This is a genomic window from Hydrogenovibrio sp. SC-1, from assembly GCF_002848135.1.
GTDB lineage: Bacteria > Pseudomonadota > Gammaproteobacteria > Thiomicrospirales > Thiomicrospiraceae > Hydrogenovibrio.
In genome coordinates this window covers 58272-74262 of sequence record NZ_PKGB01000005.1, presented here as the reverse complement: position 1 = coordinate 74262, position 15991 = coordinate 58272, and the positions used below count along the sequence as shown (strand labels likewise).

General features: G+C 43.0%; 16 protein-coding genes. 9 read left to right on the top strand and 7 right to left on the bottom strand.

Translation table 11 applies throughout. The annotated features are described in order from the left end of the window. Nucleotides 1-61: 61 nt before the first annotated feature. Nucleotides 62-838, bottom strand: a complete 777-nt coding sequence (locus tag CYQ88_RS04185) for a hypothetical protein (protein WP_101840094.1) — start codon at nucleotides 836-838, stop codon at nucleotides 62-64. Between the two features lie 176 nt (nucleotides 839-1014). On the opposite strand from CYQ88_RS04185, the gene CYQ88_RS04180 reads away from it, so the two are divergent. Both CYQ88_RS04180 and CYQ88_RS04175 read left to right on the top strand, forming a co-directional pair. Continuing rightward, on the top strand, nucleotides 1015-1353 hold the full coding sequence (locus tag CYQ88_RS04180; RefSeq protein ID WP_101840093.1) for a P-II family nitrogen regulator: 339 nt from the start codon (nucleotides 1015-1017) through the stop codon (nucleotides 1351-1353). A gap of 50 nt (nucleotides 1354-1403) precedes the next feature. Then, nucleotides 1404-2648, top strand: a complete 1245-nt coding sequence (locus tag CYQ88_RS04175) for an ammonium transporter (protein ID WP_101840092.1) — start codon at nucleotides 1404-1406, stop codon at nucleotides 2646-2648. 72 nt (nucleotides 2649-2720) lie between these two features. Here CYQ88_RS04175 and CYQ88_RS04170 read toward each other — a convergent pair whose 3' ends face one another. Further along, nucleotides 2721-3149, bottom strand: coding sequence for a hypothetical protein (locus tag CYQ88_RS04170; RefSeq protein WP_101840091.1), 429 nt, complete (start codon nucleotides 3147-3149; stop codon nucleotides 2721-2723). Nucleotides 3150-3383: 234 nt separating this feature from the next. On the opposite strand from CYQ88_RS04170, the gene CYQ88_RS04165 reads away from it, so the two are divergent. Beyond that, nucleotides 3384-4175 (top strand): flagellin, encoded by a 792-nt coding sequence (locus tag CYQ88_RS04165; protein ID WP_101840090.1) that lies wholly within the window; start codon nucleotides 3384-3386, stop codon nucleotides 4173-4175. Between the two features lie 34 nt (nucleotides 4176-4209). Here CYQ88_RS04165 and rnhA read toward each other — a convergent pair whose 3' ends face one another. Continuing rightward, a complete protein-coding gene (gene rnhA, locus CYQ88_RS04160) occupies nucleotides 4210-4650 on the bottom strand; it encodes a ribonuclease HI (RefSeq protein ID WP_101840089.1) in 441 nt (146 codons plus the stop codon). A gap of 1 nt (nucleotide 4651) precedes the next feature. Continuing rightward, nucleotides 4652-5428, bottom strand: a complete 777-nt coding sequence (locus CYQ88_RS04155) for a methyltransferase domain-containing protein (protein ID WP_101840088.1) — start codon at nucleotides 5426-5428, stop codon at nucleotides 4652-4654. Between the two features lie 57 nt (nucleotides 5429-5485). Here CYQ88_RS04155 and gloB point away from each other — a divergent pair, with 57 nt between their 5' ends. From gloB to CYQ88_RS04140, 3 genes are read left to right on the top strand one after another with little or no spacing between them, the layout of a single operon-like run. Next, on the top strand, nucleotides 5486-6286 hold the full coding sequence (gene gloB / locus CYQ88_RS04150; protein WP_101840087.1) for a hydroxyacylglutathione hydrolase: 801 nt from the start codon (nucleotides 5486-5488) through the stop codon (nucleotides 6284-6286). After that, nucleotides 6273-7979: a LysM peptidoglycan-binding domain-containing protein gene (locus CYQ88_RS04145; RefSeq protein WP_233188807.1), complete on the top strand. Its 1707-nt coding sequence runs from the start codon at nucleotides 6273-6275 to the stop codon at nucleotides 7977-7979. Before gloB ends, CYQ88_RS04145 begins: the two co-directional genes overlap by 14 nt. Before the next feature lie 3 nt (nucleotides 7980-7982). Then, the gene (locus CYQ88_RS04140) at nucleotides 7983-9944 is read left to right on the top strand and encodes a lytic transglycosylase domain-containing protein (RefSeq protein ID WP_101840085.1); all 1962 of its coding nucleotides are present in this window, start codon (nucleotides 7983-7985) and stop codon (nucleotides 9942-9944) included. A gap of 256 nt (nucleotides 9945-10200) precedes the next feature. Here CYQ88_RS04140 and cysS read toward each other — a convergent pair whose 3' ends face one another. From cysS to CYQ88_RS04125, 3 genes are all read right to left on the bottom strand, one after another. Next, complete coding sequence (cysS, locus tag CYQ88_RS04135; protein WP_101840084.1) at nucleotides 10201-11604, bottom strand: cysteine--tRNA ligase; 1404 nt, start codon at nucleotides 11602-11604, stop codon at nucleotides 10201-10203. Further along, a complete protein-coding gene (locus tag CYQ88_RS04130) occupies nucleotides 11604-13283 on the bottom strand; it encodes a glutamine--tRNA ligase/YqeY domain fusion protein (protein ID WP_101840083.1) in 1680 nt (559 codons plus the stop codon). The genes cysS and CYQ88_RS04130 overlap by 1 nt, the downstream gene beginning before the upstream one ends. Nucleotides 13284-13383: 100 nt before the next feature. Continuing rightward, complete coding sequence (locus CYQ88_RS04125; RefSeq protein ID WP_101840082.1) at nucleotides 13384-13845, bottom strand: isoprenylcysteine carboxylmethyltransferase family protein; 462 nt, start codon at nucleotides 13843-13845, stop codon at nucleotides 13384-13386. 198 nt (nucleotides 13846-14043) lie between these two features. Between CYQ88_RS04125 and CYQ88_RS04120 the strand changes: the two genes are divergently transcribed. The 3 genes from CYQ88_RS04120 to CYQ88_RS04110 all read left to right on the top strand — a co-directional run bounded on the left by CYQ88_RS04120 (nucleotide 14044) and on the right by CYQ88_RS04110 (nucleotide 15989). After that, nucleotides 14044-14619, top strand: a complete 576-nt coding sequence (locus tag CYQ88_RS04120) for a peptidylprolyl isomerase (protein ID WP_101840081.1) — start codon at nucleotides 14044-14046, stop codon at nucleotides 14617-14619. Between the two features lie 105 nt (nucleotides 14620-14724). After that, nucleotides 14725-15234 carry a peptidylprolyl isomerase gene (locus CYQ88_RS04115; protein ID WP_101840080.1) on the top strand — a complete coding sequence of 170 codons (510 nt, stop codon included), beginning with the start codon at nucleotides 14725-14727 and terminating at the stop codon, nucleotides 15232-15234. Between the two features lie 2 nt (nucleotides 15235-15236). Continuing rightward, nucleotides 15237-15989 carry a UDP-2,3-diacylglucosamine diphosphatase gene (locus CYQ88_RS04110; protein WP_101840079.1) on the top strand — a complete coding sequence of 251 codons (753 nt, stop codon included), beginning with the start codon at nucleotides 15237-15239 and terminating at the stop codon, nucleotides 15987-15989. The last annotated feature ends 2 nt before the right edge of the window (nucleotides 15990-15991 follow it).

Genomic DNA, 15991 nt, shown 5'->3' with positions numbered 1-15991 from the left:
TCTCTCTATTAACAATTAAGCACGACTGAAAGCGCACTCAAAATAACCAGGCCTAGTTATTTCAAGCTGCTTTAGGCTGAAAATCTTGCATTCGATACAGATATAATTTGGTTTTTCGACGGTCATCCAGCTCCCATATTTCGGAAGGTTCAACCTCTGGCACAGCAAAACTGTTCGATACGAAAATCGCATCCGAATGCATTTCATTCACCAGCTTTTGCCAAAGCTTTGGCATAGGTTCTGGCGACAGAAAAGCATAGACCACATCATAATAGGCCAACTGTGATTTCCACAGATCCATCGCAAAAACATTGCCACCCCGAACCAACGTAAACAGCTTCGCAATTAAATACGGGATAGGAGCCGTTTCAACACCATCTGACCGCTCAACATTCACCAGTTGGCTCATGAACACGACATTTCCCCCTAAACCACACCCCAAATCCAAAAAACGAACCTGTTGTTGCCTTTTGATCAGCTTTTTAAGGGCCTGACGCGTTGTGCCATTCGTTAAATATAGCGGTACACGCTCTTTAATCGCATTAAAGAAAATCATCCAAAGCACCACAAAAATCAACAAAGCCCACCAAGGATTAATTTGAAAATGCAACCCTAAATACAGACCCACCGGCAAGCTAAACTGGATCAATCGCCACCAACAAGGTAAGCCCAATCGGCAACTTAAAAACGCAGCTAGAACCCCTTGTGCAACTGCGAGCGCCCAAAACGGATACGGCGGCGCAACCCAAAGGGACAAAATCTGCACCACACCCGCTAAAATCAACAACGCCAACCCTTGAATCAATAATGCCAGTACGATTTTGGGAAGTCTTTTCATTATCACCTCAATTTTGCACCACAAATTATCACTATTGCACCACTAACAAATAATTGAAACTTAAAATTACACTCTACATAGCCATAACCTATTGTTTAATAGTTATTTTTATTAAGTGGCACGACCAAAGCTATATAGCGGTTGAACATTTCTTCAATTAAAAATCAGAGGTTAGTATGAAACTTGTAGTCGCAATTATCAAACCTTTTAAGCTCGATGATGTCCGCGAAGCGCTTCATGAAATTGATGTGCATGGCATGACCGTCACTGAGGCAAAAGGGTTCGGACGCCAAAAAGGCCATACCGAAATCTACCGTGGCGCAGAATATGCCATCGAATTTTTACCCAAGGTGCGCATTGAAATAGCCGTTACCCAAGACAAGGTTGAAAGCGTTATTGAAGCGATCGGCTCAGCTGCTCGTACTGGAAAAATCGGTGATGGCAAAATCTTCGTTAGCTCTATTGAACAAGCGGTTCGAATCCGAACTGAAGAGAAAGGGGAAATCGCACTTTAGAAAACGACTTTCTCCACGCATCTTTTGTTAAACGATAAGGAACTTTAATTATGGAACAAATATTAGAATTAAGCTACGCATTAGATACCTTTTATTTTCTAATGTCTGGCGCACTGGTCATGTGGATGGCAGCTGGTTTTGCCATGCTGGAAGCGGGATTGGTTCGCTCCAAGAACACCACTGAAATTTTAGCGAAAAACATCGGTTTATTTGCCATCGCTTGTATTATGTATATGTTAGTCGGTTATAACATTATGTATGGCGATTCAATCAACTCAGTTATCCCTGGTTTAAGCTTTTTAATCAGTGGTGACAATGCTACAGCTGCGGTTATTGCCGGTGGCGATGATGCACCTTACTACTCAAACATGTCTGACTTCTTCTTCCAAGTCGTATTTGTTGCAACAGCGATGTCAGTTGTTTCAGGTGCGGTGGCTGAGCGTATGAAGTTAATGTCATTCTTTGTATTTGCCATTGTCTTTACCTCTGTTATCTATCCTGTCCAAGGTTTTTGGAAATGGGGTGGCGGTTTCCTAGACGGTCTTGGTTTCTTAGACTTTGCCGGTTCAGGGATTGTTCACATGGCTGGTGCAGCTGCTGCTTTAGCAGGTGTGTTATTGCTAGGTGCTCGTAAAGGAAAATATGGTCCTGACGGAGAGTCACGTGCGATTCCAGGTGCAAACCTACCTTTAGCTACTTTAGGGACATTTATCCTATGGTTAGGCTGGTTTGGTTTCAACGGTGGTTCTGAGCTAAAAATCTCAAACGTAGATGAAGCCAATGCGGTTGCTATGATCTTCGTTAACACGCTTCTTGCAGCTGCTGCGGGTGTTGTTGGTGCGCTAATCGCTTCAAAAATGAAGTTTGGTAAAGCGGATTTAACAATGATGCTTAACGGTGCTTTAGCCGGGCTAGTTGCTATCACAGCGGAACCTTTAACACCAAGTGCTTTAGAAGCAACCTTAATTGGTTTGGTCGGTGGTATCCTGGTTGTATTCGCAATCCTAGTATTGGATACTAAGTTTAAAATTGATGATCCAGTTGGTGCTATCTCTGTGCACGGGGTTGTTGGTATCTATGGTCTAATCGCCGTTACCTTCACTAACCCAGATGCTAGCTTAGTGGCTCAGTTGATCGGTATTGTTTCAATCTTTGCTTGGGTATTCATTGCAAGCTTGATTGTCTGGAGTATTGTTAAAGCGGTGATGGGCATTCGAATCTCTGAAGAAGAAGAGTTCGAAGGTGCAGACCAATCTGAGTGTGGTATGGAAGCTTATCCTGAATTTTCAAAATAAGCGCAATACTCAGTCAATAAAAAAACCCTGCTATGCAGGGTTTTTTACGTCTAAGTGAAGCCCTTAAAAAACTCAAAGGTTACGAATTTTATAAAGCAGCTGTAACCAACGACTCTTCCAACTGGGTTTTGTCACAATAGGGTGGCGAAATTTTAAAACCACTGCCTCTGCATCGGGGTTATATAAAGGATGAGTTGCCCAGTTTTCAATAGTCTCTAATTCCATTCCAGAATCCAACGCAATCAATTGCCAGGGTAAAAATGGTTCACCATATTTTGCGACAGGCCCCTCTTCAAGAATCGTCAACGGAATTTTACGTTCTAAAATCACCGTTTCAGTTTTTCCCGATTCGGTCCAAATTCGAATCACTTCTTCTTCAGCCAACAAAGTGCCATACGGTAAAAATTGATAATTTGCCGACAATTGACTGACCGGATAATCTGTTAATGGCGGCCCTTCTGGAAACTCAAACTGACAATAACGACCTGAACAACAAGACATGCGGCTCCTTTCAAAACGGTACTTTTTGTAATTTTAATGATTTCGCATTTTAATCGATTTTGCGCATTAAAGAAGGCAATCCCATCCAGAAATAGCAAAATAAAACCCAGGCCATGTTAAATTTTTCTTTTAATTTCAATTGAAAGGCGTAAAATAAAATTTATAAAAGATGAAAGCACAAATGATCAACTTGTGACTTATCACTCCCCCAAAGCCCAGAAAAGGAGTCATAACATGGCTATCGAATCTTTAAATGTCGTTGACAACAGCTCAATAATGAACGGCTTAAATAAGACCAACCAAAGCTTAACGTCCGGTTCACAAATTAATAGTGCGGCTGATAATGCAGCTGGTAGTGCAATCGTCGCTTCCCTAAGCACTAAAATCAATACGCAAGACATTGGCATTCAAAATGCCACGACTGGTGGCAATTTGCTACAAACTGCGGATAGCGCTGCGGGTCAGATAACAGACCAACTTCAACGCTTAAATGAACTGAGCATACAGTCATTAAACGGGACTTATAACAGCGCTCAAAGAGCAGCGCTCAATGCTGAATTTCAACAAGGGTTAAAAAGCATTAACGACTTTGCTGAGTCCACCTCTTTTAATGGTATGAAACTGTTAAATTCGGACACTGCATCTGTGGATATCGCGCTTGGCAGTGATAATTCAGCAAGTTTAACCTTACCAGACTTAACCACCAATTCGCTTGGGTTAAACGGGTTAGATATTAGTGATCCAAATAATGCCCTAGCAGCGCAATCTCAACTCACCAATGCCTTGGGCGTCATTTCTGAAAATCGCGCTCAATTTGGTGCTGAACAGAATGGCTTAACTGCCTCTGCTTCCAATCTTGCCAATCAAAATGTTAATGCCCAGGCAACGCGTAGCCAAATTAATGATACAAATTATGCCAGTGCGGTATTGGATCAATCAAGACTTCAAATTTTGAACCAAGCGTCTTTGGCAATGCAGGCTCAAAACAACCAAAACTACAGTAACGTTCTCTCGCTCCTAAGCTAGTTCTCCTCCCGCTAAAATGGCCAGGCCTGGTCGTTTAGCGGGTTTTCAATGCATCCATTGCTGCATTTGCCAATGCATCTACTCGCTCATTTTCTGCATGCCCTGAATGTCCTTTAACCCACTGCCAATCAACTTCATGGGTTGATAACGCCGCATCAAGCGCTTGCCACAAGTCTTGATTTTTAACGGGTTTCTTTGCGGCCGTTTTCCAATTATTGCGCTTCCAATTCGGCATCCATTGGTTAATGCCATTTTTAACATATTGTGAATCGGTGGTCAGCACCACTTTACATGGACGAGTTAACGCCTTGAGTGCTTCAATCGCAGCTGTCAGTTCCATACGATTATTCGTGGTATCCATTGCGGAACCACTTAATTCTTTTTCTACCTCACCAAAACGCAATAACGCCCCCCAGCCACCAATACCGGGATTCCCTCGACAACCGCCATCCGTAAATATTTCAACAACTTGCATACTACTTTCTTTTCCTTATTGTTTCTGATGCCTGTCTATGACTTCGGTTAGTCGCCATGGGTCTTTGCCCTTTGGTGACAGTTAACCAATTTTTTAGTCGCCAGTTTAGACCCACTGGCGTTGGTGAAAAAATCCGTTTTTTTGCCAAAATAGCATAAACATTTCCAAAATGTAAGCCTGCGCGTCCTAAGCCACGTTCAAATGAATGCCACCAACGACCATTAGGTTTTGGGCTGAAACAATTACTGGCACTGTAGTTGATCAATTGAATGTCATAACCCAGCAAACTCAGCCAATCAACGAGACGATGAACTCGAATAAAATGTGCCTGTTTGAAGCCCCCTCCTGTATTCTGAATCCGATTGATTATGGTCCGACACCCTAAAGGGTTAAAGCCGGTAATTAACAAGTGACCTTCTGCAATTAACATTTGGTCGACTTGGCGCAACAGATGGTATGGATCCACCACCGATTCAAGGGTATGGGGTAGTAAAAACACATCCACCGAATCCGGCTGAATCGGCAAATAATCAATATCAGCTTGTATAAAACAGGCTGGTGGAGAAACGGGCAGATGATCATCGACTAAGATTTTGTGACTGACACGTGAATTCACTAGCAAATCCGTTTCGCAGATTTGCCCTAATTGAATTAAATAGAGCCCAAAAACTTGACTGAGCGTTCGGTCAATAATCGTTTGTTCCCCTTTTAACAAAGCATGCCCTTGTGGAGAACGAAAGAACTCTGTTAAAAAGCTTTGAAATTGCTGATTCGTCATGCTCTATTAGGTCAGATTTGTTAGAATACTGGCATTATAGCAATTAACAGGGCAGACATGAAAATCGTTGGGATACCGACTTTATCGGACAATTATACTTGGGTTATCCATAACGCCAACGACGCAACAGAAGCTTGGGTGGTTGACCCAGGAGAAGCCAACGCCGTTATTCAATACTTACAAACCCAGCAATGCCAGTTAGCTGGCATTTTAATTACCCACCATCATTATGATCATGTTGATGGCGTTCAAGGATTACTCGATCTCTTTGGTGAAGTGCCTGTTTACGGCAATAAAGAGGGGCCTTTTAAAGGGATCAGTCACCCACTCAAACATGGCGATACTGTGACACTATCAGGAGAGATTTTTAACGTCCTCTCGACCCCCGGACACTGCCCAGAGCATTTATCTTATTTCAATCCTCAAGCACTTTTTTGCGGGGATGTGTTGTTCACAGGAGGATGTGGCAAAATATGGGACTATCCGCCTGAGCTGATGGCTCAATCACTCCTAACTCTTCGTACGTTACCAGACACTTGTGGTGTTTACTGTGGCCATGAGTACACCTATGCCAACTTAAAGTTTGCGACTATCGCTGAACCGGATAACCTCACAACCCAAATGCGCCTGAATAGCGTAACCCAAAGAACCCTAATGCAACAACCTTGCGTCCCTGCGTCCTTAGGTATTGAAAAACAGACCAACCCTTTTTTGAGATTTGACCAACCCCCTTTAAAAAACACCCTAGTTGACCGTGGTGCGAACGCCGACTCACCAGCCAGTTTATTTGCAACCTTAAGGGCCTGGAAAGATGCATGCGATGCCTCTGGCATTCTGGAATTAAATGACAATGATTAAAACTTATCGTTCTCCCCTCTCATTAATCAGCCTAGCCTTATTACTCAGCTTAACGGGTTGCGCTCAATTACCAGAATTACCCAGTCTGACGTCGTTAAGCCAACCTAAAATCATCGCCAGCCAACCTGCAGCAGCCACTATAGAAGATGAAAGTACTACATTAGAAACCCGTCCCCCTTTGCCTGCGCTCCCCGTCAATGAACCACATATTCCACACGATGAAGCTTTTATCGACCCATTTAAACTGGCGGTTATTCAAGTAAAAAACCAATTCACATCAACTGCCATTGAAAAGCCAAGTGATGATACTGAAAATGTGTTCGCACCCGGCACTAAGCCTTACCAAAACCTTTGGAACGAATTGACGGACCATTTTTTTATTGAACCGGCACACATCACCCATTTTGAAGACTACCTTAATTACTACCAAAAAAGACCTAGTTACTTTAAGCGAGTTTCATTACGGGCTAAACCCTATTTACACTTTATTTTAAGTGAAGTGAAACGCCGCCAAATGCCTTACGAAATCGCTCTTTTACCAATCGTTGAAAGTGGCTATTACCCTTATGCCCGTTCCTATGTCGATGCGGCCGGCCTTTGGCAGTTCATGCCCGCAACTGGCTATATGTATGGATTGCACAAGAACTGGTGGTATGACGGCCGTCAAGATGTTGAAAAAAGCACCTTGGCTGCTCTCGATTATTTACAAGCACTTTATAAGCAAAATGATTATGATTGGCTATTGGCTTTAGCCGCATACAACAGTGGCTATGGCAATATTCTGAAGGCCAAAAAACGTTATTTGAAAAAACACCCTAATGGTTTGGCCAGTTTTTGGAATATTCGGGACTATTTACCCAAGGAAACGCAACACTATGTGCCACAACTACTCGCCATCTCGTATCTAATTCGACACCGACGTCAAGTCGGTATTGATTTAGAGCCGATACCCAATAAGCCCTATTTTGCCAAAGTGCCTTTATCCAATCAAATCAGCTTAACCAAAGTCGCTCAAGAATTGGATACACAAGTCGACACCTTAAAAACGTTAAACCCTGGCTATCTAAGACTGGCAACCCCTCCGACGCCGTCTAAAAACTATGCGCTATTATTGCCTATTGATAAAATGGCGACTTTTAAAAAAGCCTACCAAAAAGCCCCTCAGAACTTCGCCGTCAACTGGGTACAACATAAAATCAAGTCAGGCGAAAGCCTAAGTGTTATCGCCTATCGCTACCATACCTCAAGTAAGGAAATCAAAAGGCTCAATGGCATGAGAACCAGCTTCTTACGAGCTGGGAAAACATTACTCATCCCTCTCCCTAAAAGCCATACAATTGCCGAGCAACCTTTAAAAAAATCTCGGCGATATCAAGGGCAACAACACATTCATAAGGTACAGTCAGGTGAAAGCCTTTGGACCATTGCGCGCTACTATAACACCACCCCGAGAAAGCTTTGTGAATGGAATCGCATTAGCATTCGTAAGCCCATTCGCAAGGGGCAAAAATTAGTCATTCGATCAGACCGTTATGGCAAGGAGTTATCTCATACCCTAAAAAATGGTGAGAGCCTGTGGATTGTTGCTCAAAAATATCGCGTCACAACCCAAGAACTCTGCAATTGGAATGGTATAAAGCGTTCAGATATTCTTCAACCTGGAACTAAAATTACTGTTTGGGTCAAAAGCTAACGTATGCAACACCCCGCTCAATCTTTGTTTGGCACCCAGCTTCAGTCTTTAATACTCACGCTTCTACTGCTGTCAATACCCCTTTATAGTTTGGCTGCAGTGGATCGCAGCCAACTCACGGCCAAGCAACAAACTTTTTTAAAAGCTTATGAAGCAATTAAAGCCAATGATCGACCACTGATAGCCAAATATAAACAGCAATTAGTCAATTACAGTCTATATCACTATCTTCCCTATTTAGACTATATGTACCATTTAGAGGAAACGCCTGCGCCACTAATTGAAACCTATCTGGCTAACACCCAACAAAGCCCTTTGCCCTTCTTTTTAAAACGAAAATGGCTTTATCATCTAGGCAAAACACAACAATGGTCCCTGTTTCTTAAACATTACCCAGGGTCACAAATTAACTCAACCAGTCTAAGTTGCTATGCGCTTCGCGCAACCATTGCCCAACAGTCACCTGATTCAGTTCTGACCCAAGCTAAGCAGCTATGGGTGGAGTCATTGGTCATACCGTCTGCCTGCAAGCCGCTTGATCGGTATTTACGTCAAAAAAAGGCTCTCACTGGCTCTATGGTTTGGCAGAAAATTCAGCTGTCCATGCAAAAAGGCAAGATTCATATTGCCAAAAAAGTTGGCCGAGATCTTTCAAAGATTGAACAGAAAGCGTTAGCCTACTGGCTAAAAGTCTACCGAACCCCTGAGTTAGTCACTCGAGCAATGCCCGCAGGGATTTCGCCCGTTATTCGACAGCAAATTTTCAAACAAGGCATCTTACGGTATGCCTATAGCAAGCCTCATAAGGCATTGTCTTTACTCGAAAAACGCGCGACCCAATACGGTTTAAACATTGAAGAAGTCAGTGCGATTACCAAGACCATTGGCCTGCGAATGGCATATCGTTATGACCCTTCTGCCAGTGAAACTTTGGCTCAAATTGACCAAGCGAGCAAAGACAATAAAACCCTAGAATGGGAGTTACAACTCACTATTCGCAATAGCGATTGGCTGCGATATATGGACTTATATGACCGAATGCCCAGTGACTATCAGAACAAGAATCGCTGGCAATACTGGCTCGCCCGCTCCCTGTCAAAACTCAACCGAGCAAATGAAGCAAAAAGCATCTATCAACGTCTTGCTCAACAACGCAATTTTTATGGTTTTTTGGCTGCCGATTGGTTAAACCAACCTTATCGGTTCAACCCAGCAACCAGTCAATCTCAAAGTAAAGCCAGCTTACAGAAAAAATACCCACAGCTTCGCATTATTGAAGAATTGATCGCCATCGACTGGAAAATCAGTTTAAAAAGGGAATGGTATCATTTGTTAGAGCATACAGATGCGAACGACTTTGAAGCCATTGCCAATCTAATGTCGGATTGGAATCAACACCATCTTGCCATTCAAACCATCTCTAAAGTCAAAAAATGGGATGACTTATCATTGCGCTTCCCAACCCCCTATAAAGAGCCCGTCATGCAGGCGGCTAACAAAAACACCATTGATCCCGCTTGGGTTTATGGTGTCATGCGTCGAGAAAGCGCTTTTGCCAATAATATCAGTTCATCTGCAGGTGCGATTGGGCTGATGCAACTGATGCCCAATACGGCGCGTTATATAGGCAAAAAGATAGGGCTACCGAAATGGCGTTATAATCGACTTACGCACGCACAAGATAACATTCAACTGGGCAGTGCGTATCTCAGTTATTTACACCAAAAATATAATGGTAGTCGTATTCTCGCTACCGCTGCTTACAATGCGGGACCCAAACGAGTTGATCAATGGATCCCAAAACACCAAACTATGGCGGCAGACCAATGGATTGATACCATCCCTTTTTCTGAAACCCGCGGCTATGTCAAAGCGGTTCTAGAATACACCACCATCTTTAAATCAATCCTCAATAAAAAGTATGATCGTTTAGAAAACTTTATGCACCCTATCGGTGGCCAATAGCCTCCCCCCTTTTCGACAGACAGCAGCTAGCCTAAAAAGCATCGCCTTTTCTCCATAACGAGCACATCTATTAGAAAATTGAGATAAAAAAAAGCCCCAGGGACACCTGAGGCTTGAAATGCATTAATTCCCTTTCGAGAAATAATCAGAGGAGGATACTCATGAAAAAACCATGAATTGAGCACAGTTTAATAGAAAAAATTTATATTGTCAAATCCTAATATTAAAAATTCCATAAAAACTTCATAAGCTATCCTTATATTTTCCGCCAAGTGGTGCCGGTGGCGCTATCCAACAGCTCAATGCCTTGCGCCAATAATTCATCTCGAATCGCATCTGACCGAGCAAAATCTTTAGCTTGACGTGCAGCAGCCCGCTCAGCGATTAATGACTCTATCGCTTGATCATCAAGGCTTGATACAGAAGGTTGTGATTTAAAAAACTGCTCTGGCGTCTGTTGCAACAACCCCAATTGATTGGCCAATTTCTTCAGTAAAACAGCCAGGCCTGGTTGTTTTTGAATATTAATCTGCTTCGCCAATTCAAATAACACCGCCAACGCTTGCGGGGTATTTAAGTCATCATTCATTGCAGCCATAAATTCTACTTCTAGCTCTGACTGAGCGACTGATGCGGAGGCCAAGTCATCCGTCGGAATAGCTTCTAATGCAGAATAGAGACGTCCAACACTGGCTTTGGCATTATTTAAGTTTTCTTCAGAATAATTAACTGGGCTACGATAATGACTGGCCAATAAAAAATAACGAATCACTTCAGGATGATACTGCTTTAGCACTTCTCGAATGGTAAAAAAGTTACCCAAGGACTTCGACATCTTTTCGTCATCAATGCGCACAAACCCACAGTGCATCCATAAGTTGACATAGGTTTCACCAGTGGCACATTCTGATTGGGCAATTTCATTTTCATGATGTGGAAAACTTAAATCCATACCACCGCCATGAATATCAAAATGGCTCCCTAAACAGTCTGTTGACATAGCAGAACATTCAATATGCCATCCAGGACGCCCGTCTCCCCACGGAGAAGGCCAGGCAGGTTCATTTTCTTTAGAGGCCTTCCACAATACAAAATCTAATGGATCCTTTTTTGCGGTATTGATTTCAACCCGCGCACCGGATTCTAAATCGGCAAGCGTTTTGCCCGATAAACGGCCATAATCTTCATCGGCTTTAACATGAAAATAGACATCGCCATTGTCTGCGGCATAAGCAAATCCCTTATCCACCAGCTTCGCAATCATTTGCTCAATTTTCGGCATATAATCCGTTGCTTTTGGCTCAATATCCGGACGCAACACATTTAATGCAGCTTCGTCTTCGTGCATTGCCTCAATAAAACGCTGTGTTAACGATTGAATGGATTCTTGATTTTCGAGGGCTCGCTTAATAATCTTGTCATCAATATCGGTGATATTTCTAACATAAGTCACCTCATACCCCTGTTGTCGCAAATGACGTACGAGGGTATCAAACACCACCATCACTCTGGCATGTCCTACATGACAAAAATCATAGACCGTCACGCCACAGACATAAAGTCCAACCTGATTCGGCTTTATCGGCTTAAAAGTTTCTTTTTTTCGTGTTTCCGTATTATAAAATTTTAACGGTTCTGAACCAGAAGATAAGTTCTCCATTAAACTTGACTCCATGTATCTCTAAGCCCAACCGTTTTATTAAACACTAAGGCTTGCTTGGCTTGGTTATCTCGGCAAAAATACCCTTCACGTTCAAATTGATAAGCTTTTTCTGGCTGAGCATCAGCCATATTGGCTTCAACAAATCCTTGCTTAATGACCAAAGATTCGGGATTAATCACCGCTTCAAAATCATCCGATTTTGCCGGGTTTGGCACACTAAACAAGCGATCATATAGTCGAAATTCTGCGGATAACGCCTGGGTTGCTTCGACAAAATGAATCACCCCTTTGACCTTACGTCCATCTGCAGGGTTTTTGCCCAAGGTTTCTGGATCATAGGTAGCATAAATTTTCGTCACTTTGCCAGTATCATCCGTTTCCATTTTGTGCGCTTTAATGACATAGGCATTTCTCAAACGCACTTCTTTATCGAGGGCTAAACGCTTCCATTTTTTATTAGGTGCAACCTCCACAAAATCGGCCTGGTCAATATAAAGGCGACGGCTAAAATGAATCGTTCTTTGTCCCATCGCCTCATTTTGGGGATGTAAAGGCGCTGACAGGGTTTCTAACTGATCTTCAGGATAGTTTTCAATAATAAGCTCAACAGGATCAACCACCCCCATTGTTCTAGGAGCGACCACATTCAGATCGTCCCGAATCGCGGCTTCTAATATACCCATTTCGGTCATACTATCGACCTTTGAGATACCGATACGCTCAGCAAAATCACGAATAGCCGCTGGTGTCACCCCACGACGTCTTAATCCAGAAAGGGTCGGCATCCGCGGATCATTCCAGCCTGACACCAATTCATCTTGCACCAGTTGATGCAATTTGCGTTTGGACATCATCGTATATTCAAGATTCAGACGCGAAAATTCATATTGATATGGACGATCAGGACGATTAAAGTCCTCTAAATGATCCAGTACCCAATCGTACAAACGACGATTGTCTTGGAATTCAAGAGTACAAAGAGAATGCGTTACCCCTTCAATTGCATCAGAAATACAATGAGCAAAATCATACATTGGGTAGATACACCATTCATTCCCCGTCTGATGATGGTAAGCAAAACGGATACGATATAAAGCTGGATCCCGCAGGCACATAAAGGCCGAAGACATATCGATTTTTGCCCTCAACACACATTCACCCTCTTTAAAGTCACCGGCTTTCATTTTGGCAAATAACGCTAAGTTCTCCGCTACTGAGGTATCACGATACGGGCTATCTTTTCCAGGCTCCGTTAAAGTCCCTCTATAAGCACGGGTTTCTTCTGCATTTAGAAAGCAAACATAGGCTAACCCTTTTTCAATCAATTCAACCGCGTACTGATAAAAACGGTCAAAATAATTGGAGGAATAGCGAGGCTCACCTGCCCAATCAAACCCCAACCAAGCAACATCTTTTTTAATGGCTTCAACGTATTCCATTTCTTCTTTGGTCGGATTGGTATCATCGAAACGTAAATTGCAAAGGCCTTGATAATCCTCTGCCAAACCAAAGTTCAAACAAATTGATTTTGCATGGCCGATATGAAGGTACCCATTTGGCTCTGGCGGAAAGCGTGTTTGAACCTGAGAGATTCGATTAGAATCCAGATCCTTATCAATAATTTGACGGATAAAATTGGTGGGTTTATCGACTGGGGATGCAGTGTTTTGACTCATGTGAAATTAAACCTGTCTAGTCTAAAAATAATAACCGAGCATTATACCACGCACACTGATGCAAGCAGTTGATAATGTCTGAAGTTGCCTATCGAATTGATTAATAAAGATACGGAATCAGTCGCTGTGTTCGTCGTTGATAATCGACATAATCGGTAAACCGATTTATTAACAACTGCTCTTCGTAATGCAGTTTTATCAATAAATCGAATACCAGAACCCCAAATAAAACACTGGTTTCAAACGACGCATGAGTGACCGTCATCGGAAAAAACACATAAAGTAGCGAGGCATACATCGGATGTCTGATCCAACGGTAGGGACCGGTTTGCACTAAAACACCATCCGGGCGTGGATCAGGAACGATATTAAACCGCCCTAAATGCATGGTCAAAACCGCCCAAATGGCTAACAGTGCGCCAGCAAGTTGCATAAGACCCCAAACATTGAGAGCAATCCAATCCGCTGAAAGTAGCATCCCTGCCATGGCCAAAAACTGAATAGCGACCAACCCATAGGACAACGCCGGTTTCTTTATAGACCCTTTCATATCCGAGCTCATTCATCCACCTTCATTATCATCCTCAACCAATAATAAAAAATTTAAATAATACATGACAGTCTGGTGACGGGGACAGATTTAAAACCATCCTCCGAAAAACAAACTTCCAGTCTGATCTCAGCCAAAAATCCAATATTCGGCGCCATACAAAATGTCATCATGCTAAAATAATGACCACTTTTATTTGGGAGTTCAACCATGAAACGTTTTTTACTTTGGGCCCTTTTGAGCCAATTATTCTTCTTCAATAGTGCTTTTGCAGCCGACCAAAAGTTACCACAAGTACTGATTGAAACCACGAAAGGCAATATTATTATTGAACTTTACCCCAATAAAGCCCCTAAAACGGTAAAAAACTTTTTACGATACGTAAATGAAGGTTTTTATGAAGGAACGATCTTCCATCGAGTGATTCCGAACTTTATGATTCAAGGCGGTGGCTTCACTGAGCAGATGCATCAAAAGAAAACGCATGCCCCCATTCAAAACGAAGCCGACAATGGCCTTAAAAATCAAATTGGCACCGTCGCTATGGCACGTACCAATGACCCGCATTCTGCCTCATCTCAGTTTTTTATCAATGTCGCTCAAAACAGTTTTTTAGACTTTCGTGAAAAAACCGAACGTGCTTATGGCTATGCTGTATTCGGTCGTGTCATTAAAGGAATGCGCGTCGTGAATCAAATTCGTCAAGCCAAAACCGGTTTTAACAGCGGAATGGGCGATGTGCCTTTATCCCCAATCATTATGACGAAGGTTACACAAATACAATAAGTCACCACCTAGGGACTTAAAACGACCAGGCCTGGTCGTTTTAAGTCTATAAAGTACACAACCAACTCCTTATTTTTTATCTTAATTACTAACAGGAATCTAACCATGACAACCCAAGTTATCTTTGAAACCACTTTGGGCGACATCACCGTTGAAGTTGACCACGAAAAAGCACCGATTGGTGCTGAAAATTTTGTTCATTATGCAATGGATGGTTTCTATAACGGCACCATTTTTCACCGAATCATCCCAGGCTTTATGGTGCAAGGCGGAGGCATGTTGCCCGGCATGGAAGATAAGCCCGCAGGCGACCCTATTGAAAATGAAGCCGACAATGGCTTAAAGAATGTTCGAGGCAGCCTTTCTTACGCACGAACAATGGACCCTAATTCCGCAACCACTCAGTTCTTTATGAATCTGGTCGATAACGACTTTTTGGATCACCGCTCTAAAGATTTGAATGGCTGGGGCTACGCCGTATTTGGCAAAATTGTCGATGGTTTAGAGGTCATTGATGAAATGGCAAAGGTCGAAACCACGACTCGCCGAGGGCATCAAGACGTTCCCGTTGAAGATATTATGATCAAAAATACACGCGTGATTGAATCTGACTAAGCATGTCTGCTTCCGGCACCTCCTATACGTTACTGGTTGCAGATATTCATTTGCAACCAGATCCCTCTCACCCAATCAACCAAGCCTTTATTCACTTTCTCGAAACGGATGCACGCCATGCAGATGCACTTTATATCCTAGGCGATCTATTTGAAATGTGGGTCGGAGACGATATCGGCTTAGTCGAATATCAAACGGAAATCGCTGCGCTTAAACAGCTCAGTGACAGTGGTGTCCGACTTTATGGTCTTTATGGCAATCGGGATTTTTTAATGCGCGAGGCTTTTTGGCAAGCCAGTGGCATTCAGCCCTTAACGGACATAAGCTGCGTCACGCTGTATGGTTTGCCTTTATTGCTGTGTCATGGTGATGAACTTTGTACAGAAGATACGGGCTATCAACGCATGCGGCGATTCCTGCGACACCCTTGGGTTCAACGCCTGTTTTTATGGCTCCCGAAAAAGCGGCGCTTAGCGATTGGCAATGCCATGCGCCAAGGGTCAAAAACCGCCAGCCAACAAAAAACCATGCACTATATGGATGTCTCCAATACGGCGGTTGAAGCCCTCTTTAAAGCACACCCCCAATGCGACCATCTTATTCATGGCCACACTCATCAGCCGGCACATCATCAATTGCAAGTCAATCAACAAACCAAACATCGTTGGGTGCTCGGTGACTGGCGACCCCAGGCTCAAATCCTAAAAATTCATAGCGACCAGCGACTAATGCTCCTCTCGACAACCGAGCACTAACA